Genomic DNA, 21799 nt, shown 5'->3' on the forward strand with positions numbered 1-21799 from the left:
CGGCCGACGGCGGCCGGTGCCGTCACCCTCGAGGGGCGCCGGCACCAGCCGTCACTGCATCAGGACGCGGGCCAGCTGTCCTCGACGGTCTGCGTGACTTCCTCGGTGGAGGAGCCGTTGATCCAGTTCACGATGCCGCTCCAGAAGGAGTTGGCGCCGACGGCACCGGGCATCAGGTCCGAGCCGTCGAAGCGGAACACCGTATTGGGGTCCTGCAGCAGCTCGATGGACTGGCGGTCGAGGTCCGAGCCTGCGAGCTCCGGGTCCAGGCCCTTGTTGGCACTGATAGCACCACCCTGCTCCACGCGGGCGTTGGCGAACTCGGCGCTCGCCAGGAAGGACTGCAGCGCGACGACCTCGGGACGGTCCGAGTAGGCACCGACCATCTCGCCGCCACCGGTGATGGCCGTACCCGAGGCGGGGTCGACGGGAGGCGTCATGAACGCCCACACATCGCCGTCCTCGGCGACCTCGGTCCCCTCGGGCCAGTTGGCCGCCTGGAAGGATGCCTGGTGGTGCATGGCGCACTGGCCGTCGAGCACGGGCTGGCCTGCCTCAGCGAAGGCAGTGGACAGGATGGAACGAGAGTCGCCGAAGCCGCCGTTGACGTAGTCGTCGTTCTTGAGGATCTCGCCGACGCGGTCGAAGGATTCGACGATGCGCGGGTCGTTGAACGGGATCTCGTGGGCAACCCACTGGTCGTAGACCTCAGGGCCGTGGTCGCGGAGCACGGCATCCTCGACCCAGTCGGTTCCCGGCCAGCCGGTCGCCTCGCCGGATTCGAAGCCTGCACACCACGGCTTCATCTCTTCTTCCTCGCTGGCGATCTTCTCCGTCAGCTCGGTCATCTCGTCCCAGGTGGCCGGGACCTCCCAGCCCTTCTCCTCGAAGGTCGCGGGGACGTACCAGACGTAGCCCTTGATGTTCGCGAGCATCGGTGCCGCGTAGAAGGTGCCGTCGACCGTGCCGTACTTCTTCCAGTCAGGGGACCAGCCCTCGTCGACGAGGTCCGAGACGGCCTGCGGCGCCGGCTTCAGGTTCTCCGCCTGGGCGGCGAGCAGGCCCGGCTGCGGGAAGATCGCGAGATCGGGAGCGGTGCCACCCTGGGCACGCACGCCGATCTGGGTCTCGAACTCCTTGGACCCCTCGTAGGCCACCTCGACGCCGGTGCACTCCGAGAAATCGGCCCATGAGTTCTCGAGCAGCTCGGCCTCGACGTCGACGATGGTCGAGTAGACGCTGACCTCGGCGTCCTCGAACGTCCCGTAGGACTCGTAGGCCGCACAGTCGGCGTCGCCCGAGCCGCCTGCACTGTCGGATCCTTCGGACCCGCAGCCGGCGAGGGCGAAGAGGGAAACGCTGAGTGCTGCAGTGGGAAGCAGAAACTTCCGTGAGCGAATATTCGCCATTGAAACAGACTCCTTTGTCTTGCGGTACTTCCGTGGACCGGACGCACAGCCTCAAGAGCCGCTCGCCGGGGTTGTGCCGCCTCACTGAATGATGAAGTCAGCGTAAGCGCTTACAACGCCACTCGACAACCTCCCCGTCGCACCGCCGGGCTTTGATGCCCAATCGTGACCTGCTTCACAGGGCTAGCTGACGCGATCCGCCCTGGTGAAGCGGACGCGGGCCCCTGAACCGATACTGATGAGCACCGGCGCACGGTAGCCCGTCACGGCGTCGAGGGCTTCGACGAGGCGCGAGACCTCGTCGGCGACCGCATAGGGCGGAACGCCCTTCCGCGGGAACACGCGCACGCGCAGACCAGGCACGCCGCCGACCTGCCACGTGCTCACCGAGGCGCCCGCGAGGTCGGAGCGCTCGAGCAGCGCGGCCTTCAGGGCCTGCTCGGCGGCCGCCGCGGTGATCGTCACCGCCCCGGAGGCCATGCCGCCGTCGCCCCTGCGTACGGACGGTCCACCATCTCCTCCGCCGACTGCGGCGAAGAGCCCTGTGCGCCCCCTCCCCTGGGCGGCGATCCACAGGCAGAGCAGCACGATCAGGAGCAACAGGACTGCCGCGAGCACGATCCACAGCCAGGTGTCGGCCTGGCCCTCCAGGGTGGTCCGGTTCCGGAGGCCGTCGATGGCAGCAGCTGCCCGCGGCGCCGCTGCCCCCCACCACGAGGCGACGGCGGGCAGCATGAGGAGTGCGAGTCCGGCGCTTCCCGCGGCGAGGAGGAGGAGGCCGACGACGGCCAGGACGAGCCGGTTGAGCAGGCGCGGCGTGGTGTTCACTGCCCGATCACCCCCGACTCGGCGACCACGACGACGATCCTCGGTCCGGGTTCCACGCTGGAGCGCCGGAGATCGTCCGCGACGGCAGCACGCACGGCATCGGCGTCCACCGGGATGCCGGACGTCGGCCTGATCTGGACGGTGACGGAAGCACGGCCCACCGTGACGAGGACCTGCTCGGGAGCCACCCCGGCCACGATCCGCGCCCTCCGCGCCAGCGATGACGCCACCACTTCCGCATCGACGACGACCGCGGCGCGCCCGTTCGGGATGGTGTAGCGGGCCCGCCGCCCGGGCAGGACCGCGAGGAGGATGAGCAACACGCCGAGAACCAGCAGCAGGGCGGACGCGGAGCCGAGCAGGGAAGCGGGAGCCGCGCCGGGGAGGGCTCCGATCCAGGCGGCCGCAGCCTCGACATCGAGCAGGAACGGCTGGTCCCCCACGGCCTTCAGGACGGCTTCGAACAGCAGGAGCAGGCACCCTGCGATCAGGAGGACACCGGTGACCACCGAGGCGATGGCCCTCGACGAGTGCAGTTCCCGGCGCACGAGGCGGGCTGTGGAGACCGCTCCCGAACGGTCGCGCAGGTCGGCGCTCACAGTACCCTCGCACCCCTGGTGACGGTACTGCCGATGATCCGGATGTCGACCCGGCTCAGCCGTGCCCCGCTGAGCTCCTGCACCCGCGCGAGGATCGGCGTGCGTGCAGCCTCCGCACGGTCCAGGAGCGGACCGCCGAACGACGCGACGATCCCGGGTTCGTCGAGCACCCGGGACAGCGGTGGGACCGGCAGGGGCAGGGCGAGGAGCAGGGCGAGGAGGCCGTGGTCGTCCGAGAACGTCGCCCGGATCTTGGCGGGCTGCACACCGAGGATCTCGGCGGCGGCTGCTCGCGCCGTACTGGTCAGCGCCTGGGTGGTGATGCGGTTGTGCCCCGCGACGGGGACAGTGCTCCGGGTCTCGGAGACGCCGGCCATCGCGCGGATCGGTGCGGCCGGGACGGACTCGGTGGTCACGAGGACGAGCGTCGGCCGGACAGGGCGTCGAGGACACCGCGCAGGTCGAGCTTGCCCTCGACGATCCGCCCGGCGACGGCACCGCACAGCACCAGTACGAGGGTGAGCAGGAAGCCCCAGAACCCGAAGATCAGCGCTGCGAACGCGAGCACGGCGCCGGTGGCCATGCCGAGGGAGGTGGGGGTCATGGGGTCCTCACTCGACGGGTTGCCCGAGCTGGGTCGACCCCGCCGCAACCGGCCGGATGCGCTCCACGGTCTTCGACTCGGCCGGCTGCGGCAGGTGCACGTCGAGGATCTCGACGTTCACCTCGATGACCTCGAGCCCCACCAGCTCGGTGAGGGCGTCATAGACGGCCGCTCGCACGGAGTCTGCGAGGGCATTCAGGGCGAACCCGTAATCCGCGACGAGGCTGACATCGACGGCGAGCTGGGTCTGGCCCACTTCCACCTTCACGCCATGGGCCGGGTCGTTGGCCCCGACGGCGTCACGGATGGCCCCGAGGGCGCGTCCGGCACCCGGCCCCAGCGCATGCACGCCGGGCACGGCCCGGGCGGCGATGGCAGCGATCTTCACCGCGGCGGGGTCCCCGATCACGGTCCTTCCCGCAGGTGCGCCCTGGAGGACGGGCACCGGCCGCCCCGTGGGTTGCTCGATCATCGACGTCCCCTTTCGCTTGTGCCCAGCCTAAGCCACCTCGGCGGCAACCGGGCGGCACGGCGGGTGGAACGCCACCCGTGGTGGGCGCGGCGGTGCCGCAGGCGTCAGGAGCGGGTGCAGTGCTGTGCGAGCCACTCCTGCACCGGCACCATGGCGTGCCGGAAGGCCTTCTCATCGAAGGTGCCGGACCCCTTGGGCGGTGCTTCGACGGAATAGGCGAGCGTGGTGAAGTCGTCGTGCAGGTCCGCGGGCACCTTGTCCCGCAGATCCAGGATCTGCTGCTCCAGGGCGACGAGCTCGGCGGGATCGGAGTTGGAGCGGAGGCTCAGCGGCGCGAGCATGGCGGTGGTGACACCACCTGCGACGATCACGCAGTGCTCGGACGGTTCCGCGGCAGGCGCCTCGCCTGGCGCCCCACTGCCCAGGACGCCCCCTTCGGGATCCGCAGGCAGGGGCTCCTCGGACGGACCGCCGAGGCTGGTGGGTTCCACGGACGGGTTGACCGGCATGGTGAGCATGGGCTCCACGGGGGCGGAGGATCCCTGGCTGCATCCTGCGAGGACGGCCGTGAGCGCACAGAGGCCGGCAGCGGAATGCAGGAGTCTCACTGATGCCCTCTCGTCTCGGTACGGTGCCTCTGCCGTGATGCTACGGGCCGAACCACGGCATTGGCTGTGAGGCCGACTGCGGGCACACGGAAAAACCCCGCGCTCCGTGGGGAACTGCGGGGTTTTCGGTGGTGGCTCCGACCGGCGTCGATCCGGTGACCTTTCGATTTTCAGTCGAACGCTCTACCAACTGAGCTACAGAGCCTTGCGACCATCTCGAGGATGATCACCGTATCCAGCCTGACCGGAATTCCTGAGGGAATCCAGCCGCCTGAGCGACCCTGACGGGACTTGAACCCGCGACCTCCGCCGTGACAGGGCGGCGCGCTAACCAACTGCGCTACAGGGCCTTGCTAACTTTCCTTGCCTTTTGCAAGAGTTCCAGCCTACCAGCACTTTTCGCTCCGGTTGACCGCCCGTGAGGGCTTCTCCTGCGTACCCCCAACGGGATTCGAACCCGTGCCGCCGCCGTGAAAGGGCGGTGTCCTAGGCCGCTAGACGATGGGGGCCTGGACCACAGTTCGGGTTCCTGCGACCCTCCGGAAGGCAAGCATTTCCGGTGGATCATTCCCTGGCGTGGACCTATAAAACTATAGGGGCAGTTTCTCGATTACACAAAATCGTAGGCGGCGGGCTTCCCTCCGGGCAGCGGAGGATCGGAGGGGACCCCGACGGCCGGCACGGCACCGGCCAGCACGGCACCGGTCGATATGCCACCGGTCGGTACGATCAGGGCGTGCCATTCGAGATCACGCGCGAAGAGTTCGAGGAAGCCGTCGACGATGCGATCGACAGGATCCCCGACGACCTCGCCCGCGCCATGGACAATGTGGCGATCTTCGTGGTCGAGGAGTACGAGCCCGCTCCGGGCGAGGCTGCCGACACCGAGCTGCTGGGACTCTATGAAGGAACACCGCTCACCGAGCGGGACTCGTGGTGGGGCGCCGGCTCCCTGCCGGATCGCATCAGCATCTTCCGCGGCCCACTCATGCGACTGTGCGGATCCCGCGACGAACTGGTGGAGGAGATCCTCGTGACGGTGGTCCATGAGGTCGCCCACCATTTCGGGATCGACGACGACCGGCTGCATGAGCTCGGCTGGAGCTGAGGCGACGGACCGCGCGCCTAGCGGGTCGGCGCGATCATCGGCCCGAACGAACTCCGGTCCTCGAGCCGCGGATCCGCCTTGTCGGGCACGATCAGCACCGGCCCGCGGGCGTGGTGCAGGACGCCCTGGCTCGTCGAACCCATCAGCATCCCGGCGAACCCGCCGCGGCCGCGCGTCCCCACCACGAGCAGCTCCGATGTCGCCGACGCCTCGATGAGGATCTCGGCCGGGGGTCCGTCGACGAGGTCCACGCGGATATCCACATCCGGGAAATGGCTCTGGAGCCAGTCACGACCGGCTGCGAGCTGCACGGCGAGGTCTGCATGGAGCGCCTCCCGGTCGACGGGCGCCGGCACCCACGCGAGCGAGCCGTTGAAGGGCGCGACCGAGCAGATGACGCGGAGGGCGAGCCCGCGGGAGCGTGCCTCCTCGGCTGCCGCGAGGGAAGCCATCCGTGCCTGCTCCGAACCGTCGACGCCGACCACCACCACCGGTTCGACCGCGGCGGCGGGCCTGTCCTTGCCCTGCTTCCTGCCCAGTTCCGGATGACCGAGGCGCGCGCCCGTGCAGACGGGGATGACCGCCGTCGGGCACTTGGCGTGTGCGGGCAGGGCGCTGCTCACCGATCCGAGCAGGCGGCCGACGAATCCACCCCGACCCCGGGAGCCCACGACCATGAGTTCTGCCTCCTCGGAGAAATCCAGGAGCACGCCCGCGGCATCACCTGTCTCGACCCGGGGGTGCACGTCCACCGACATGCCCTCGAGCCGTGCCAGCGACTCGTTCAGCACCGACTGCGCGCTCTCACGCATGACGTCGTCGTCCACGGTGGCATACCCAGCATCCATGCTCGACGCCGCGAAGACCGGCACGGTGTAGGCGGTCACGACGTACAGCGGAGCACGCCGCCGCTCCGCCTCCCGCGCTGCCCACAGCAGGGCACACGTGCTCTGGTCGGACCCGTCCACGCCGACCACGATGCCGTGCTGTGCCAGTCCCTGCGACGAACCCTCTGCGTGTCCACTGCCCACGGCAGGCCTCCCTCGGTCGCGTGTCCAACCGCCTGAAGCGGCCGGTCCACCATTTGTAGCGCACCCACGGTCCCCGGTCCATCCGCGGCCTATCCATGGTCTGAAAAGTTATATAGGCTTCGATGACCCGTAGCGGGGGCAGGCCCCATGGGCTGGCTGCCCCTGTGCGTAGTGCTCTTGGCTGACCCGTTCGCAACCAAGAGTCCGTACGGCCCGGAAGAGGCGCCGGGCCGTACGGGACCAATGCTTCGTGTGGAGGTAACTCGGTGGATTCCTTGCCGCTCGACCCGGTCCGCTCTGCGTCCGTGGTGCCCGCATCCGCAGAGCATACGAGCACCGTGGTCATCGGTTCGGGGCTGTCCGGACTCGCCGTCGCCAGCGAACTGAGCCGCCGCGGCATCGACTCGATCGTCGTCGAGAGCCTGGAGTGCTTCGACTCGGGAGCGATGCGAACGGTCATGACGGACTCCGTCTCCCTCTCGGAACGCACCGAACTCATGCGGCTCCTCCGCGGCTACGCCGCGGCGCATCACCTCGACGTACGCCAGTCCACGGTGGCGGAGCACCTCAGCATCATCGGGCACCCCAAGCTCATCAAGGGTCTCGTGGGGCACAAGAAGTGGGCGGTGCAGACGGCCGACGGTGTCCTCCTGGCCGATCACGTGGTCCTCACGAAGTATCCGCAGAACGAGCTGCGGAAGTTCCTCCGCTCCATGGGCATCGCGATCGGACGGGACTTCAAGGCCGCGCTTCGCGCGATCGGCCTGCACCTCGTCGGCGTCGGGGAACTGCTCACCCCCACAACGCGCGAGATCGTGCGGCAGGCGAAGCTGGTCAGTGACGCTATCGTCGCCCAGGGACCTGCCGCCCTCAACCGCATCGCACCGCCCCACGCAGCCGTCTCGCCGCTCGGGACGTAACCGCGGCGGTAACCCGCTACTTGCCCGCGAGCCGCTTGCGCGCAGTGAGGGCGAGTGCGACGGCGATGGCCACCAGGGCCGCGATCATCAGCACGATGCTCCAGGGGAAATCACTCACGCCGGCCGCCTGGGTCTCGCTGGAGGGCGCTTCCTGCGTATCGACCGGGCCTGCGGTGCTCACCGAGTCGGGGACCGTCGTCGAGCCCTGCAGCGTGGTGAAGGCGAAGGTGCCCTCGATGGGATGCGAGTCCGAACTCACGACGCGCCAGTTGACGGTGTACTCCCCCGCCGGGGCGCCGACGCGCAAGGGTTGGGTCGCGGTGCGGTCGACGATCCCGACCGGCCCGTCCGCCCAGTCCGCTCCGGATTCGTCGAGGACCTGCACCTGGGCGCCGATCCCGGAGGGCACGTTCGTGAAGGTGAGCTCGAGGCTCGGCGGCAGCACCTCGATCTCGGCGCCCTCTGCCGGGTTGGTCCCGGTCAGTGCATCGTGCGCGTTCGCGGCACCACCTGCGCCGAGGAGCATGGCGAGCGCCAGCAGGACGGCGGTGAGGACGGCGACGCCAGGACGGGCCGGACGACGTCGGCGCGTGGTGGACGTGCGCTGTGCGAGCGGAAGGGGAAGGGCAGCCATGTCCCCAACCCTACGCGGAGACCCTGACGGGGCGCTGGGATGGGAGGGTCCGCGCCGGGGCACCGGGACGAACGTCACGAACCACTCCCCGCGGGCCACCGGGATAGAATCGCTGCGACTGCTCCCCGCCCCTTCCGCCCTAGGACCTCCCATGCTCAAAACCGGTTCCGTGCTGGATCGCTACTTCGACATCACGACACGGGGGTCGACGTTCTCCCGCGAGATCCGCGGCGGCCTCGCGACCTTCTTCGCCATGAGCTACATCGTGGTGCTCAATCCGCTCATCCTCGCCGGCGCGGATTCGTCGGGAGCCGAGCTCGGCTTCGAACGCGTCGCCGCCGTGACCGCCCTCGTCGCCGGCATCCTGACCATCGCCATGGGTGCGTGGGCCAAATACCCCTTCGCCCTCGCCACGGGCCTCGGCGTCAACGCCTTCGTGGCCATCACCGTGGCGACGAACCCCGGACTGACCTGGCCGGACATCATGGGACTGGTCATGCTCGCCGGCCTCACGATGCTCGTGCTGGTGCTGACCGGCTTCCGGACCGCGGTCTTCAACGCCGTGCCCGAGAGCCTCAAGACCGCGATCGTCGTGGGGATCGGCCTGTTCATCGCCCTGATCGGCCTGGTCAACGCGGGCTTCGTGCGCCGCGTGCCGGATGTCGCCAACACCACCGTGCCCGTGGGTCTCGGATTCGGCGGCGTCCTGATCGGCTGGCCCACCCTGGTCTTCGTCTTCGGCCTGATCCTGACTATCGCCCTGGTGGTCCGCAAGGTGCGCGGGGCCATCCTCATCGGTGTCCTCGCCGCGACCGTGCTCGCCGTCGTCCTCGAAGCCGTCGTCAACGTGGGCCCCAGCGTCTCCCCGGGCCAGGAACCGAACCCCGCGGGCTGGTCCCTGGTGGTTCCGGAGCTGCCCAGCGGCTCCTGGATCGGCGTGCCCGACCTCAGCCTCGTGGGCAACGTCAGCCTCTTCGGCGCCTTCGGTCACCTCGGCGGGACCGCCGCCGTCCTGCTGACCTTCACGATCCTCCTCAGCATCTTCTTCGACGCCATGGGCACCATGGTGGGCCTCGCCAACGAGGCGAAGCTCGTGGACGCCAAGGGCAACATCCCCGGCGTCAACCGCGTCCTCGTGGTGGACGCCCTCGGGGCTGTCGCCGGTGGGGCCGGTTCCGTGTCGTCCAACCAGATCTACGTCGAGTCGGGCGCGGGCATCGGCGAGGGCGCCCGGACGGGCCTCGCGAACGTGGTGACGGGACTGCTGTTCCTCCTCGCGATGTTCTTCACGCCGCTCATCAGCCTCGTACCCTTCGAAGCCGTGGCGCCGGCCCTCGTGGTGGTCGGCTTCATGATGGTGGCCCAGGTGGGACGCATCGACTTCGACGACTGGGGAGTCGCCATCCCGGCCTTCCTCACCTTCACGCTCATGCCGTTCACCTACTCGATCGCCAACGGCCTCGGCGCCGGCTTCATCGCCTTCGTGCTGATCCGTGCTATCCAGGGCCGCGGACGTGAGGTGCACCCCCTCATGTGGGCCGTGGCCGCGGCGTTCGTGGTCTTCTTCGGCATCGGGCCCATCGAGGAGCTCCTCGGGATCTGATCCGGCACAGCCCGCGGGGGCCGAGGGACGCTAGGACGAGCCGCCCCGCGGGCGGAGGCGGGTCTCCTCCACGTCGAGGATGCGCTGCGCCTTCGCCAGCACGCGCGAGGAGTAGGTGCCGCGCCCCCTGGCCGCCAGCAGTGCCTGCCGCTCGGCCTCGAGCACGGCCAGTCGGAGATCGCGGTACTGGCGGTGCGGTGAGCGCACCAGCTTCTGCTCGGGCAGGCGGGCCTTCTCCCATTCGAACTCGGACCGCATGCCCGTGTCCGTGCGCACGCGGTCCAGTACGTCCTGATCCACGTCGATGTCCTCGCCCACCACGGACTGCGGATCATCGAGCACCCGCAGCCCTTCGGTCCGGAGTTCGTCGAACAGCGTTGCCGACTCCTCGCGGTCGCTGTCGACGTCGGCTCCCTCGATCCTGAGGACCCGGATCAGGGCGGGCAGGGTGCTGCCCTGCACCAGGAGCGTGGTGACGGCGACGGTGAACGCGATCAGCACCAGCTGCTCACGGTAGGCGAATGATTCCGGCAGGGACTGCGCCGCCGCCAGTGTCACCACGCCGCGCATCCCGGACCAGCCGAGGACCGTTGCGCCCTTCCAGCCGAATCCCTCGCGCCGCTCGAGGTCGAGGTCCGCCTGGCGGCGCTGGTACATCCTCGTCAGCGCGCGTTTCCGCCGCTCCTGCCGCGCATCGAGGGTGTGCAGTTTCTTCAGGCGACCGAGCCCACGGCGCAGTTGCAGCGACCGGCGTTCCGCCCTGCTGGGCAGCCGTCGCATGAGCAGCACGAGGGGGAACACCCAGAGGAAGCGCAGCACGATCAGCACGAGGGTCGCGAGGAGGCCGATCAGCACCGTCCGGCCGACCGTCAGCAGCGACTCGTCGATGTTCTGCAGCAGGCCCCGGAGCTCCAGTCCGATCAGCAGGAAGACACCGTTCTCCAGCAGGAACTGCACCGTCCGCCAGTTCACGTTGTCGCTGATGCGTGCCCGTGCGTCGAAGTGGCTCGCGCTGCGGTGGCCGGTGTAGATGCCCGCCACCACCACGGCCAGCACACCCGAGGCGCCCAGTTCCTCCGCGGGGATGAAGGCGACGAAGGGCACGGCGAGCGACAGCGCGGTGTCCAGCACGGGGTCGTCGAGCTTGGAGCGGAGAAAGACCGTCACCACCCCGACGGCGTAGCCGACGAGCACTGCGCCCGCGACGGCGAAGGCGAAGTCGCCCACTGCCGAACCGAAGCCCGTCAGGGCTCCGGCCGACGCCGCGATGGCGCTGCGGAGCAGCACGAGCGCCGTGGCGTCGTTGACCAGCCCCTCGCCCTCGAGCACCGTGAGCAGCCGGGGCGGGAGGCCGAGCCGGCGCCCGATCGAGGTGGCCGCGACGGCGTCGGGCGGACTGATGACCGCGCCCAGCGCGACCGCCGCTGCGAGGCCGAGACCGGGCAGCAGGGCGTGGAGGAGCAGTCCCGTGACGAGGGCCGAGACGACGACGAGCGCGACCGACAGGCTCGCGATGGGGGTGAAGTTCCGGCGGAAGTCGGTCACGGGCGTCTTGATCGCCGCCGCGTAGAGCAGGGGCGGCAGGATGCCCGTCAGGATCCACTCGTCCGGGATGCTGAAGCTCGGCACCCCGGGCACGAAGGAGAGCCCGATGCCGACGACGACGAGGATCAGCGGGGCCGCGACCCCGACCCGCCTGGAGAGCACGGCGACGCCCACGAGGACCGCGATCCCGATGATGCCCAGCAGTCCCAGTTCCACGCTGCAAGCCTAGTGGCGGCCCGTGGCGCGGGCCGCTCCCGGTCCGCACCGGGTGCGCGGGTTGACGCGGGTTGACGCGGGCACCCGTTCGGACCGGCGGAGGGTACCGGCTCGGCGCCGTCAGTCCGTGAGGAGCTGGGCGCCCGCCGCGAAGGTCCGCACGCGGGCGTCCTGCCAGAGCTGCGCCGGGACGCCCCCGCCCAGCAGTTCGCGGGCCAGTCCCGGGTCCTGGCCCAGGGGCGCATCACTCCCGGCGATGATGACGTTGCCGTAGCGCCGGCCCTTGAGCATGGCGGGGTCGGCGATGATCGCGGTGTGGGCGAACTCCGCCCCGATCGTGGCGGCTTCACGCTTGGCCATCGCGAGGTTCGGGCTGTCGCCGCAGTTGACCACGTACACGCCGTCGGCCGCGAGGACACGCTTGGCTGCCTGGGTGAAGTCCCGCGTCGTCAGGGGTGCCGGGGTCACGGCTCCTGCAAAGACATCCCGGATGATGAGGTCGCGGCTGTCCTCGCTGAGCGACTCCGTCACGGCGCGGGCCTCGCCCACGCGGATGCGGACGAGCGGCGCGCGCGGGAGGTCGAACCACGTCCGCACCAGCTCGGCCAGCCGCCCGTCGAGTTCGACGACGACCTGGCGCGCCAGCGGATGGGAGGCGGCGAAGCGGCGTGCGAGCGAGCAGGCCCCTCCGCCGAGGTGCAGCACCCGGAGCCTGTCCGACGCCGACCAGCGGGAGTCGACAAGCGAGGCGATCCAGCGCATGTACTCGAAATCGAGCTGCAGCGGGTCCGCCAGGTCGATATGGGAGCTCGGCACGCCGTTGATGCGCAGGACCCAGCCGTTCGGGTTGTACGGATCGGGTTCGAGTTCGCACGTCCCGGTGTCGATGGGGAACTCTCCGATCTCGGGGCGCGGCCCCGCCGGCTTCGCCATCAGGTGTGTCCCCTCATCCCTGATCGCGGCGGTGCATGCGGAACATGGGCCGATGGTGCCACGTGGGACCGCAGAGCATCGAGGTGCCGTCCGGTTCGAAGCCGTTGCGGACATAGAAGCGCTGGGCCCGCGGGTTGTCGTCCAGGATCCAGAGGTAGGCGGCACGGGTGCCGATCGCGGTATCCAGGAGGCGCTGCCCGAGGCCCGTGCCCTGCGTGGAGCGCAGGGTGTAGATGTGGTGGAGTTCGAAGTCGGGACGGTCCTCGTCACGTCCCGGGCCGGACGTCGCGACGGCCACGGGTGCCCCGCCACCGTCGAACGCCAGCCAGCTCCGCGCACTGCCGGGCGTCCGTTCCGCTTCCTCGAAGGCCGCTCGCCGCCGCGCGATCATGCTGGGCAGCTCGGCGTCGTAGTACGCGTGGTACTCCGGCGGCATGATGTGCTCATAGGTCTCGTGCAGCCCGGCGACGTGCGTGCACGCGTACGCCTCGGCGTCGTCGGCCGTGGCCCGCCGGATCAGGTAGGGCAGCGTCAGCAGGGGCTGTGTCACCACGCCAGTTTAGTGTCCCGAGGCCACCGAGTGCGCTCGAGTGCGTCAGGAGTGGCCCTCGAACTGCTCCTGCTCGGCGAGCGCGGCTTCGAGCCGGTCCACCTTGCCGGTCAGTTCGCCGGTGCGGCCCGGGCGGATGTCCGCCTTGAGCACGAGGGAGACCCGGCTCCCGTAACGGCCGACGGCCTCGGTGGCGTTCTTGACGACGGCCATGACCTCGTCCCACTCGCCCTCGATGGTGGTGAACATGGAGTCGGTATGGTTCGGCAGTCCCGATTCACGCACGACGGCGACCGCGGCGGCGACGGCGTCGTGCACCGACCCGTCGGGGTTCTCGCGGGACAGATCGGAGGATCCGGACGGGGCGACGCTGAAGGCTACGAGCATGCCCCCAGTCTGGCATGAGCGCCCACCGCGGGTCAGCCTCCGGCAACCGCCTTGACGAGCTCGTTCGCGCCGAGGACGAGGAACACGATGGTCGTGATGGCGAGGAACACGTTCGACAGCCACTTGTTCCGCCACTGGCTCGCGAGGCGGGTGCTGTTCAGCAGGACGAGCAGCGTGATGGCGAGGAACGGCATGAAGAAGGAACCGAGGACCCCGTAGAGCAGGATCAGGAAGAAAGGGCGTCCGATGAGCAGCAGGACCATGGGCGGGATGGTCAGCCACAGCATGTAGGCACGGGCCGGCTTGCTGGTGGCACCGGGGGCGTCGTCGTCGGAGAGGTCGTCAGCCTTCTTGCGGAAGTTCGCCCAGAAGTCCGCGAACATGAGGCTCACGCCGTGCCAGACGCCCAGCAGCGAGGAGAACGACGACGCCCAGAAACCAACCAGGAAGACCTTCGCCCAGACGACGCCGTAGCGGTCCTCGAGCACCGCGCCCATGTCGAGCAGTCCGCGGTCACCCGTCTGGAGGGAGATGTTGGCGGTGTAGAGCAGTTCGGCGCCCAGGATGAGCATGCAGATCACGAAGATGCCGGTCACGGTATATGCCACGGCGTTGTCCACCCGCATGACGTTCATCCACTTGGGCCTGTTCCACCCTTTCTCCCGCAGCCAGTAGCCGTAGGCCGCGAGGGTGATGGTTCCTCCGACCCCGCCGGCGAGTCCCAGGACGTAGAACACGGAACCCGCGGGCAGGGTGGGCACCAGTCCGGTGAGCATCGCCGGGATGTTCGGCAGGGCAAGGACGGCGGACCCGACCACCGAGACGAACATGATGGCGATCATCACCGTCATGATCTTCTCGAAGAGCCCGTACCGGCCGAACCACACCAGGGCCAGGCCGATCAGGCCCGACGCCACCGCGAATACGTTGAGCGGGACCGCAGGGAAGAGGGCCTGGAGGGGCAACGCCGTCGAGCTCATCGCCGTCGCGCCGTACACGAAGCCCCAGATGACGATGTACGGGCCGAAGTACCAGCTGGTCCAGACACCGAGGGTCCGCCAGCCCTGGAAGATGGTCTTGCCCGTGGCAAGGTACCAGCGGCCGACGCCCTCGACGAGGATGATCTTGAGGACGCAGCCGATCACCGCCGCCCACAGGAGTGCGTACCCGTACTGGCTGCCCGCGATCAGGGTGGCGACGAGGTCGCCCGCGCCGACGCCGGTCGCCGCCGCCAGCAGCCCGGGCCCGACGATCCGCCATTTCGGCTTCTCGAGACCCTCCACGTCCGCCCGCACACCCTCAGCCACTGCCTGCCCCCTCGAAGTCGGAATGGTTCCGTCGGAAGCTTAGCAAGGGCCCTGAGCAGTTCCGGGCCGGTCGGCGGACACGACCACCCCGTCCTCCGCGGGCCGGAGGACGCACTAGGTTCTTTAGGGGGCGCACCAGGGCGGCCGCCCGTGGGGAGGGAGAACGGATGCTCGGACTGCTGGGCGGATTCGCCGTCGTCGGTGCCGTGATCCTCGTCGGGTACATCGCCGGGCGCCTCGTGATCGGTGGGCCGCAGGCCGGCTTCGCGCTCAACCAGGTGGCGTTCTTCGTGACCAACCCGGCCCTGCTCTTCACCGTCCTGGCGGATGCGGACCTCGCGGCGGTGTTCTCCGAGTACGTGCCGATCGCGCTCCTCTCCTCACTCGCCATCGCCGGGCTCTACGTCCTGGTCGGCAGGCTCCTGTTCCGCAGGGCCGCCGCCGAGACGGCGATCGGCGCCATGGCGTCGTCCTACGTGAACGCGAACAACATCGGCATCCCCATCACCGTCTACGCGCTCGGCGACGCCACGCTGATCGCACCCGTACTCCTGGTGCAGCTGCTGCTGCTGGCTCCGCTCTACCTCACGGTCCTCGACCTCACGTCCAGCCGGAAACCCTCGGTGCGCGCCGTCCTGACACAGCCCTTCCGGAACCCGATGATCATCGCGTCCCTGCTGGGCGTCGCAGTCTCCGCCACCGGGTTCCGCCCCCCGGCCCCGGTCTGGGACTCCCTGGCGCTCATCGGCGGCGCGGCCGTCCCCATGGTGCTGATCTCCTTCGGGATGTCCCTGCCCGGCAGCCGCCCGCTCAAGCCCAGCCCTGACCGGCTGCAGGTCCTCGCGGCCACGGCCCTCAAGACCGCCCTCATGCCGGTGGCCACCTACCTGATCGCCCGCTTCCTCTTCGGGCTCGACGGCGAGAGGCTGCTCGGCGCCGTCGTCGTGTCCGCCCTGCCTACGGCGCAGAACGTCTTCATGTTCGCCAGCAGATACGGGCGCGGAATCACCCTCGCCCGGGACACCGTACTGCTCTCCTCGGTGCTCGCCATCCCGGCGCTCATCGTGGTCGCGGCCCTTCTCGCCTGATCGGCCTGCGCCTCCACGGACAGGGCCATAAGCACCCTGCTTGTCACCACCGCCGCGGGCACCTACCATTCAGACCGTCGCCGTGCAGTTCACGGCCCCTAGATTGGATGGCCATGAACAGCAGGATCTCCCCCGAAGAACCCTTCCCCGCGGACCTCGGCCGGCTCCGGGACCAGGACGTCGAGGTCCTCAACAGCAAGGTCCACCGGGAGATCGACCACGAGTTCACGACCACCGGGGAGATCGACGCCGAGACGGCGTTCCGCAAGGACGAACTCGCCGACGAACTCGATGACCGCGACGCCGGGCCCCGCCTCTCGCTCGTCCCGCAGCAGGACGACAGCGGGGATGACACCGAGGAAGCCCCTGCCGGGAACGACGACGCCGGGGAGTCCGGCCTCCACGCGGGCGGGCACGGGCAGGCCCGCAGCTGAGGCGGAGGATCCGCACGGCAGGAATGTCATCGGGAGCCGCGGTGTTGAGGCAGTAGTCGAAGCCTTCACTAGGCTTGACCTCAGCACGCCCTTTCGGTCTCCAACGGTGCAGCCGGGGCTACGACCGCCGGAATCCCCATGATTGGTACCCCTTGTCTGTTTCCTCCCTGCCGGTGAAGACTGCCGCACCGTTTCCCTACGTCGGACTCCTGGCCCTCGCGGGGGCGATCTTCGTCTCCGTCACCAGCGAGTTCCTGCCGACGGGCCTCCTGCCGGCCATGGCCCGGGACCTCGACGTCGGCCTCTCGACGGCCGGCTACCTCGTCACGATCTTCGCGGGCACCGTCGTCGTCGCGACCACCCCGCTCGCCGCCATCACCCAGCGGTTCTCGCGGAAGTCGCTGATCGTCGTCGTGCTGCTGGTGATCGCGGTGGCGAACATCATCGCAGCCGTCGCCCCGACCTACGGCGTGCTCGTCGCAGCGCGCATCCTCGGCGGACTCGCGCACGGCCTGTTCTGGGCCGTGGTTGCCGCCTACGCCGCGCACCTCGTCCCGGCCCACCAGCTGGGCAAGGCCGTGTCCATCACGGCCGGCGGCGGTACGGCGGCGTTCGTGCTCGGCGTCCCGGTGGGAACGGCGATCGGCAACGCGCTCGGGTGGCGTGCCGCCTTCACCATCATCGGAGTGGTGGTCGCCGTCCTCGCCCTGGTGATCGTGAAGTTCCTTCCACCGGTCAACCACCACGTGGAACGGAAGGCCGGCGAGGAGCGCGTCCCGCTGCACCGGGATCCGAGCCTCAAGGCCGTCCTCCTGCTGTGCACCGTGATCCTCATCATCCTCACCGGACAGAACACGTTCTACACCTACATCGCCCCCTGGCTGACGGACGTCTCGTCCTTCGCGCCGGGCGGGATCGCGCTGGTCCTCTTCCTCTACGGCGGTGCAGGCATCATCGGTCTCGTCGGAGCCGGCTACGCCGCCGACCGTTTTCCCCGCAAGGCGTTCGTCGGCGTGGTCCTGGTGGTCATGGCCGCCGTCCTCACGCTCGCCCTCGCCACCACCAACACCGTCGTGGTCCTCATCGCCGTGATCGTGTGGGGGGCGGCCTTCGGCGGCATCCCTGCCATGCTGCAGACCCGCATGCTCCGGACGGCATCCTTCCGGATGCGTGACCTCTCCGCCGCACTGCAGACGACGGCGTTCAACGTGGGCATCGGCGGCGGCGCCCTCCTCGGCGGGCTCCTGCTCGACGGGATAGGCCTCGACGTCCTCCCGTTCGTGATGATCCTGCTCGTCGCCGTCGGGCTCGGGCTGAGCCTCGCCACCGACACGGTGAAGGATCGCAGGGAGCGCCACCGGCTCCGGGCCGGCTGACCCCGGGCGGCGTCGTTCCCGCGCCGTCCGGGCCCGAGAAGTGCGGGATTTGTCACATCGGGATCAGTTGACAGGCGGCCTGCGGGTCCGCAGGGCGGCTCCTCCGTCGGCGTCGGGCGCCGTGCCCCGCAGGGGAGGTCCGGACCCGCTGCGACACGGCGGGATCGCCGGAGGCGCGCGGAACAGGGGCAGTCACCGTGGTTGCGCATCCTCGGGTTCACGGCACCGAAGGCGGAAGCGCGACCCACCTGCAGCGAGCTTCGACAAGGACTCCTCGGGCCGGAATTCACCCGAACCCGGCCGGCGCCGCCCGCGTACCCTAAGCCATATGTCTAATTCCACCGAGCCCATTCAAGGATCACCGCCCAGCGAGGACACGCCCTTCGAGGCCCCTCCAGGAGAGGCGCCCGTGAAAGCTGCGCTGGACAAGCCTGTCCTCTTCATCTCACTCTCGATCGTCATCCTGCTGATGCTGGTGGCCGTCATCTTCCCCACGGGCTTCTCGAACATCACCACCTCCGTGTTGAACGGCCTCGTGAAGAACTTCGGCTGGGCGTTCGTGCTGACGGCCACCGGCTTCGTGGTCTTCGCGCTCTTCCTCGCCTTCAGCAAGTACGGGCGGATCCCCCTCGGCAAGGACGGCGAGAAGCCGGAGTACTCCAGGGCGTCCTGGATCGCGATGATGTTCAGCGCCGGCATGGGCATCGGGCTCATGTTCTACGGCGTCACCGAGCCCATCTCCCACTACCTGACGCCGCCGGTCGACGGCATCGCACCGGGCACCCCTGAGGCGGCGCGGCAGGCGATGAACTACACGCTGTTCCACTGGGCCATCCACCCGTGGGCCATCTACGCCGTCGTCGGCCTGGCGCTCGCCTACTCGGCGTTCCGCAAGGGCCGCGGCACCGGCTTCAGCGGCGCCTTCACCGCGCTCTTCCGCGGCCGTCCCACACCCAAGGCCCTGCGCGCCATCGACGTCTTCGCGATCTTCGCGACCCTCTTCGGTTCGGCGACGTCCCTCGGACTCGGCGTCCTGCAGATCAACGGCGGGCTCACGGAGGTCTTCGGCATGGGCAGCAGCCTGGCCCTGCAGGTCACCCTGATCGCCATCCTCACCGTCTGCTTCATCGTCTCCGCCGTCAGCGGCGTCAGCCGCGGCATCAAGTGGCTTTCCAACGGCAACATGATCCTGGCCCTGGCCCTGCTGTTCTTCCTGTTCGTCGTGGGACCCACCGTCTTCATCCTCGAGCTCATCCCGGCCTCGGCGGGCAGCTACCTGATCGGCCTCCCGCAGATGTCCTCCCGCACCGGCGCCTTCGGCGGCCACGAATGGCTCGCGGCGTGGACCATCTTCTACTGGGCGTGGTGGGTGTCATGGACGCCGTTCGTCGGGTCCTTCCTCGCGAAGATCTCGCGCGGGCGCACCATCCGGGAATTCATCATCGGCGTCGTCGGCGTCCCCAGCGTCATCAGCGTGATCTGGTTCGGCGTGTGGGGCGGTTCGGCCCTCAGCCTGCAGGACAACGGGGTGGACATCGCGGCAGCGAACGCGGAGAGCCAGGAGTCGGCGATGTTCGCGCTCCTCGCCGAGTATCCGCTGGCCTCGGTGACCTCGATCCTCGTGGTCATCCTCGTGGCCGTCTTCTTCATCTCCGGTGCTGACGCCTCGTCGATCGTGCTCGGATCGCTGTCCTCCTTCGGTGCAGCCGTCCCGCGCAAGTGGCTCACCATCATGTGGGGCGCGCTGACCGGCGGTGTCGCGGCGATCCTGCTGTCCGTGGGCAGCCTCGAGGCCCTGCAGACGCTGACCATCATCGCCGCCGCCCCGTTCCTGCTGGTGATGATAGGACTCTGCGTGGCCCTCATGATGGACCTTTCCAAGGACCCGCTGATCACCGGCGCACGGCGCACGGGCTCCCGCGTGGTGCGAAGGGCGGCCCAGCCGAGGTCCTGACACCGAGTGGCTGTGCCGGGCGGGGAACCCGCGGGGCAGAATGGTGCGATGCGCGCTGTCTGGTTCGACGAGTTCTCCGCCCGTCCCGTCCTCCGGGACGTTCCCGATCCCGTTCCGTCGCCCCGCGGCGTCGTCGTCCGCGTCGAGGCGACGGGCCTGTGCCGCAGCGACGTGCACGGGTGGCTGGGGCACGACGACGGCATCTCCCTCCCGCACGTGCCCGGCCACGAGCTCGTGGGCACCATCACGGTGCTCGGTGACGACGTGCACCGCTTCCGCGTGGGGGACCGCGTCACGACTCCCTTCGTCTGCGCGTGCGGCCACTGCCCCGAGTGCGTCTCGGGCAACGGCCAGGTGTGCCGGAACCAGACCCAGCCCGGCTTCACGCACTGGGGCTCGTTCGCGGACCTCGTGGCCCTCCACGACGCCGACACCAACCTCATCCCCGTGCCGGCTTCCCTCGATGCGGGTGCCGCCGCACTCCTCGGGTGCCGGTTCGCCACGTCCTACCGCGGGCTCGTGCACCAGGCGCACCTCGTTGCCGGGGAGTCGCTCGTGGTGGTCGGGTGCGGCGGCGTGGGGCTGAGCGCCATCATGATCGGCGCCGCCCTGGGAGCGGACGTGGTGGCAGTCGACATCGACGCTACGGCGCTGCGGCGCGCCGCCCGCTTCGGCGCCACCACGACGATCGACTCGTCGGGCCTGACCCGGGCCGCGGTCCTCGAGGCGGTGCGCGGAGCAGCGCCGTCGGGCGCCCATGTGTCCGTCGACGCCCTCGGGCGTGAGGAGACGGCCGCCGTCGGCATCCTGTCGCTGCGCCCCCGCGGCCGGCACGTGCAGATCGGACTCTTCCCCTCGGATCCGGTGATCCCCATGGGTACGGTCATCGGTAAGGAGCTCGCCGTCCTCGGCAGCCACGGCATGCCGGCGCAGGACTACCCTGGCCTGCTGGACCTCGTGGCCGCGGGCGAACTCCGCCCGCAGGAGCTCATCGAGCGGAGGATTCCACTCGAGGAGGTGCCGGACGCCCTCCTGGCGATGGCCGATGACCGCTCGGCGGGCGGAGTGACCGTCGTCGACGTCACGTCGTGCTGACCGCTGGATCGAGAAGACGGTCGGATCGAGAGGACGGGTCGGGGGCCGCGCTACCGGTTGCGCCGCCGGCATGGTGATACTGGGTCATGGAAGCTTCCTCCTCCCCCGCTGACACGGCGTCGAATTCGGTCACCCTGAGGTTCCTCGCCTCGCCCACCGACCTCGGGCACAGCGGGTCGGTGGACGCCGGGACCGTGCTCGAGTGGGTGGACAAGGCCGCCTATGCCGCCGCCGTCGGCTGGGCCAAGACCTACTGCGTGACGGCCTACGTCGGGAACATCCACTTCGCGGACCCGGTGGTCGTCGGCGACCTGGTGGAGGTGGAAGCCACGATCGTCCACACCGGCACGTCCTCCATGCACATCCGCACCGTGGTCTCCTCAGGCTCGGTGTCGGGGAACGACGGCGGGAAGCGCAGTGAGTGCCTCGTGATCTTCGTGGCGGTGGCGCCCGACGGCAAACCGGTGCCCGTCCCCGCCTTCGAACCACGGACCGATGCCGAGCGGCTGGAGAGCGATCATGCCGTGGCGCGCATCGACGTCCGGAAGCGGATCGTCGAAGAGATGCGTCGCCAGGAATACACGGACGCGGGGACCGCGGACCGTACGGTCCTCCGGTTCCTCGCCGCTCCCACCGACGTGAACTGGGGTGGGAAGGTGCACGGCGGGACGGTGATGGACTGGATCGACGAGGCCGCGTACGTCTGCTCCGCGCGCTACTGCGGGCTCGACACGGTCGCCGTGTTCTCGGGCGGCGTCCGGTTCCTCAAGCCGCTGCGCATCGGCGATGTCGTCGAGGTGGAGGCGCGCCTCGTCTACACGGGGCACAAGGGCATGCACGTGGCGGTCCACGTGCGCTCCGGCAGCCCCAGATCACGGGAGATGGACCTCACCACGACGTGCCTCACGGTGATGGTGGCGCGGGACGAGGAGGGGACGGCCGTCCCGGTGCCGCCCTGGGTGCCGCGCTCGGAGGAGGACCAGCGCCTGCACGAGCACGCCCGCAACCTGCAGCTCATCCGCAGCGGCGCTCCCGGGAGCGTCCTGCCCACCCACCTCAGGGCGGTTCCGGACGGCGGATGAGGCAGCTACGGGTCCC

Annotated in this window: 23 protein-coding genes and 3 tRNA genes; 9 read left to right on the forward strand and 17 right to left on the reverse strand. The window is 69.5% G+C overall.

Annotation, left to right across the window (positions count from 1 at the left end; translation table 11 throughout):
• Positions 1 to 59: 59 nt before the first annotated feature.
• From ACIQCY_RS12970 to ACIQCY_RS13015, 10 genes are all read right to left on the reverse strand, one after another.
• Positions 60 to 1409, reverse strand: a complete 1350-nt coding sequence (locus ACIQCY_RS12970; protein WP_400484303.1) for an ABC transporter substrate-binding protein — start codon at positions 1407 to 1409, stop codon at positions 60 to 62.
• Positions 1410 to 1592: 183 nt separating this feature from the next.
• A complete protein-coding gene (locus ACIQCY_RS12975; RefSeq protein ID WP_400484304.1) occupies positions 1593 to 2237 on the reverse strand; it encodes a hypothetical protein in 645 nt (214 codons plus the stop codon).
• Positions 2234 to 2836 (reverse strand): DUF6286 domain-containing protein, encoded by a 603-nt coding sequence (locus ACIQCY_RS12980; RefSeq protein ID WP_400484305.1) that lies wholly within the window; start codon positions 2834 to 2836, stop codon positions 2234 to 2236. The genes ACIQCY_RS12975 and ACIQCY_RS12980 overlap by 4 nt, the downstream gene beginning before the upstream one ends.
• The gene (locus tag ACIQCY_RS12985; RefSeq protein ID WP_400484378.1) at positions 2833 to 3213 is read right to left on the reverse strand and encodes a hypothetical protein; all 381 of its coding nucleotides are present in this window, start codon (positions 3211 to 3213) and stop codon (positions 2833 to 2835) included. Before ACIQCY_RS12985 ends, ACIQCY_RS12980 begins: the two co-directional genes overlap by 4 nt.
• A gap of 35 nt (positions 3214 to 3248) precedes the next feature.
• Positions 3249 to 3440, reverse strand: coding sequence for a DUF2273 domain-containing protein (locus ACIQCY_RS12990; RefSeq protein WP_400484306.1), 192 nt, complete (start codon positions 3438 to 3440; stop codon positions 3249 to 3251).
• 7 nt (positions 3441 to 3447) lie between these two features.
• Positions 3448 to 3912, reverse strand: coding sequence for an Asp23/Gls24 family envelope stress response protein (locus tag ACIQCY_RS12995; RefSeq protein ID WP_400484307.1), 465 nt, complete (start codon positions 3910 to 3912; stop codon positions 3448 to 3450).
• Positions 3913 to 4016: 104 nt separating this feature from the next.
• Positions 4017 to 4520: a hypothetical protein gene (locus tag ACIQCY_RS13000; protein ID WP_400484308.1), complete on the reverse strand. Its 504-nt coding sequence runs from the start codon at positions 4518 to 4520 to the stop codon at positions 4017 to 4019.
• A 129-nt stretch (positions 4521 to 4649) separates the two neighbouring features.
• A tRNA-Phe gene (locus tag ACIQCY_RS13005) sits at positions 4650 to 4725 on the reverse strand.
• Between the two features lie 71 nt (positions 4726 to 4796).
• Positions 4797 to 4870, reverse strand: a tRNA-Asp gene (locus tag ACIQCY_RS13010).
• A gap of 86 nt (positions 4871 to 4956) precedes the next feature.
• A tRNA-Glu gene (locus tag ACIQCY_RS13015) sits at positions 4957 to 5029 on the reverse strand.
• A gap of 227 nt (positions 5030 to 5256) precedes the next feature.
• Between ACIQCY_RS13015 and ACIQCY_RS13020 the strand changes: the two genes are divergently transcribed.
• Entirely contained in the window at positions 5257 to 5628 is a 372-nt protein-coding gene (locus ACIQCY_RS13020; RefSeq protein ID WP_400484309.1) for a metallopeptidase family protein, read from the forward strand.
• A 17-nt stretch (positions 5629 to 5645) separates the two neighbouring features.
• Here ACIQCY_RS13020 and ACIQCY_RS13025 read toward each other — a convergent pair whose 3' ends face one another.
• Entirely contained in the window at positions 5646 to 6659 is a 1014-nt protein-coding gene (locus ACIQCY_RS13025) for a universal stress protein (RefSeq protein WP_400484310.1), read from the reverse strand.
• A gap of 266 nt (positions 6660 to 6925) precedes the next feature.
• Between ACIQCY_RS13025 and ACIQCY_RS13030 the strand changes: the two genes are divergently transcribed.
• Complete coding sequence (locus ACIQCY_RS13030; protein WP_400484311.1) at positions 6926 to 7579, forward strand: FAD-dependent monooxygenase; 654 nt, start codon at positions 6926 to 6928, stop codon at positions 7577 to 7579.
• A gap of 16 nt (positions 7580 to 7595) precedes the next feature.
• Here the strand turns inward: ACIQCY_RS13030 and ACIQCY_RS13035 are convergent, their stop codons facing one another.
• Positions 7596 to 8213 carry a copper resistance protein CopC gene (locus ACIQCY_RS13035; RefSeq protein WP_400484312.1) on the reverse strand — a complete coding sequence of 206 codons (618 nt, stop codon included), beginning with the start codon at positions 8211 to 8213 and terminating at the stop codon, positions 7596 to 7598.
• A gap of 151 nt (positions 8214 to 8364) precedes the next feature.
• On the opposite strand from ACIQCY_RS13035, the gene ACIQCY_RS13040 reads away from it, so the two are divergent.
• Positions 8365 to 9816, forward strand: a complete 1452-nt coding sequence (locus ACIQCY_RS13040; protein WP_400484313.1) for an NCS2 family permease — start codon at positions 8365 to 8367, stop codon at positions 9814 to 9816.
• A gap of 30 nt (positions 9817 to 9846) precedes the next feature.
• On the opposite strand, the gene ACIQCY_RS13045 is transcribed toward ACIQCY_RS13040, so the two are convergent.
• The 5 genes from ACIQCY_RS13045 to ACIQCY_RS13065 form a co-directional block, all read right to left on the reverse strand.
• Positions 9847 to 11577, reverse strand: a complete 1731-nt coding sequence (locus ACIQCY_RS13045; protein WP_400484314.1) for a cation:proton antiporter — start codon at positions 11575 to 11577, stop codon at positions 9847 to 9849.
• A gap of 120 nt (positions 11578 to 11697) precedes the next feature.
• Positions 11698 to 12510, reverse strand: coding sequence for a spermidine synthase (locus tag ACIQCY_RS13050; RefSeq protein ID WP_400484315.1), 813 nt, complete (start codon positions 12508 to 12510; stop codon positions 11698 to 11700).
• A 13-nt stretch (positions 12511 to 12523) separates the two neighbouring features.
• Positions 12524 to 13060 (reverse strand): GNAT family N-acetyltransferase, encoded by a 537-nt coding sequence (locus tag ACIQCY_RS13055; protein ID WP_400484316.1) that lies wholly within the window; start codon positions 13058 to 13060, stop codon positions 12524 to 12526.
• A gap of 45 nt (positions 13061 to 13105) precedes the next feature.
• A complete protein-coding gene (locus tag ACIQCY_RS13060; RefSeq protein ID WP_400484317.1) occupies positions 13106 to 13447 on the reverse strand; it encodes an MTH1187 family thiamine-binding protein in 342 nt (113 codons plus the stop codon).
• A gap of 32 nt (positions 13448 to 13479) precedes the next feature.
• Positions 13480 to 14754: an Nramp family divalent metal transporter gene (locus tag ACIQCY_RS13065; RefSeq protein ID WP_400484318.1), complete on the reverse strand. Its 1275-nt coding sequence runs from the start codon at positions 14752 to 14754 to the stop codon at positions 13480 to 13482.
• 167 nt (positions 14755 to 14921) lie between these two features.
• Between ACIQCY_RS13065 and ACIQCY_RS13070 the strand changes: the two genes are divergently transcribed.
• The 6 genes from ACIQCY_RS13070 (at position 14922) to ACIQCY_RS13095 (ending at position 21783) form a co-directional block, all read left to right on the forward strand.
• Positions 14922 to 15842: an AEC family transporter gene (locus ACIQCY_RS13070; protein ID WP_400484319.1), complete on the forward strand. Its 921-nt coding sequence runs from the start codon at positions 14922 to 14924 to the stop codon at positions 15840 to 15842.
• Positions 15843 to 15955: 113 nt separating this feature from the next.
• Positions 15956 to 16276 carry a hypothetical protein gene (locus ACIQCY_RS13075; RefSeq protein ID WP_400484320.1) on the forward strand — a complete coding sequence of 107 codons (321 nt, stop codon included), beginning with the start codon at positions 15956 to 15958 and terminating at the stop codon, positions 16274 to 16276.
• Between the two features lie 173 nt (positions 16277 to 16449).
• Positions 16450 to 17652, forward strand: coding sequence for an MFS transporter (locus tag ACIQCY_RS13080; protein WP_400484321.1), 1203 nt, complete (start codon positions 16450 to 16452; stop codon positions 17650 to 17652).
• Between the two features lie 328 nt (positions 17653 to 17980).
• A complete protein-coding gene (locus ACIQCY_RS13085; RefSeq protein ID WP_400484322.1) occupies positions 17981 to 19606 on the forward strand; it encodes a BCCT family transporter in 1626 nt (541 codons plus the stop codon).
• Between the two features lie 48 nt (positions 19607 to 19654).
• Positions 19655 to 20701, forward strand: coding sequence for an alcohol dehydrogenase catalytic domain-containing protein (locus tag ACIQCY_RS13090; protein ID WP_400484323.1), 1047 nt, complete (start codon positions 19655 to 19657; stop codon positions 20699 to 20701).
• Positions 20702 to 20787: 86 nt separating this feature from the next.
• Positions 20788 to 21783: an acyl-CoA thioesterase gene (locus tag ACIQCY_RS13095; protein WP_400484324.1), complete on the forward strand. Its 996-nt coding sequence runs from the start codon at positions 20788 to 20790 to the stop codon at positions 21781 to 21783.
• Positions 21784 to 21799: the final 16 nt, after the last annotated feature.

It is taken from the genome of Arthrobacter sp. NPDC092385 (assembly GCF_044755105.1).
Taxonomy (GTDB): Bacteria; Actinomycetota; Actinomycetes; order Actinomycetales; family Micrococcaceae; genus Arthrobacter_D.

Bases quoted from the DNA above. Each gene is read 5' to 3' on its own strand.
- ACIQCY_RS12970 (WP_400484303.1), bottom strand. From the start codon at position 1,409: ATGGCGAATATTCGCTCACGGAAGTTTCTGCTTCCCACTGCAGCACTC.
- ACIQCY_RS12985 (WP_400484378.1), bottom strand. From the start codon at position 3,213: ATGGCCGGCGTCTCCGAGACCCGGAGCACTGTCCCCGTCGCGGGGCAC.
- ACIQCY_RS12990 (WP_400484306.1), bottom strand. From the start codon at position 3,440: ATGACCCCCACCTCCCTCGGCATGGCCACCGGCGCCGTGCTCGCGTTC.
- ACIQCY_RS12995 (WP_400484307.1), bottom strand. From the start codon at position 3,912: ATGATCGAGCAACCCACGGGGCGGCCGGTGCCCGTCCTCCAGGGCGCA.
- ACIQCY_RS13035 (WP_400484312.1), bottom strand. From the start codon at position 8,213: ATGGCTGCCCTTCCCCTTCCGCTCGCACAGCGCACGTCCACCACGCGC.
- ACIQCY_RS13040 (WP_400484313.1), top strand. From the start codon at position 8,365: ATGCTCAAAACCGGTTCCGTGCTGGATCGCTACTTCGACATCACGACA.
- ACIQCY_RS13050 (WP_400484315.1), bottom strand. From the start codon at position 12,510: ATGGCGAAGCCGGCGGGGCCGCGCCCCGAGATCGGAGAGTTCCCCATC.
- ACIQCY_RS13060 (WP_400484317.1), bottom strand. From the start codon at position 13,447: ATGCTCGTAGCCTTCAGCGTCGCCCCGTCCGGATCCTCCGATCTGTCC.
- ACIQCY_RS13070 (WP_400484319.1), top strand. From the start codon at position 14,922: ATGCTCGGACTGCTGGGCGGATTCGCCGTCGTCGGTGCCGTGATCCTC.
- ACIQCY_RS13075 (WP_400484320.1), top strand. From the start codon at position 15,956: ATGAACAGCAGGATCTCCCCCGAAGAACCCTTCCCCGCGGACCTCGGC.
- ACIQCY_RS13085 (WP_400484322.1), top strand. From the start codon at position 17,981: ATGTCTAATTCCACCGAGCCCATTCAAGGATCACCGCCCAGCGAGGAC.
- ACIQCY_RS13090 (WP_400484323.1), top strand. From the start codon at position 19,655: ATGCGCGCTGTCTGGTTCGACGAGTTCTCCGCCCGTCCCGTCCTCCGG.
- ACIQCY_RS13095 (WP_400484324.1), top strand. From the start codon at position 20,788: ATGGAAGCTTCCTCCTCCCCCGCTGACACGGCGTCGAATTCGGTCACC.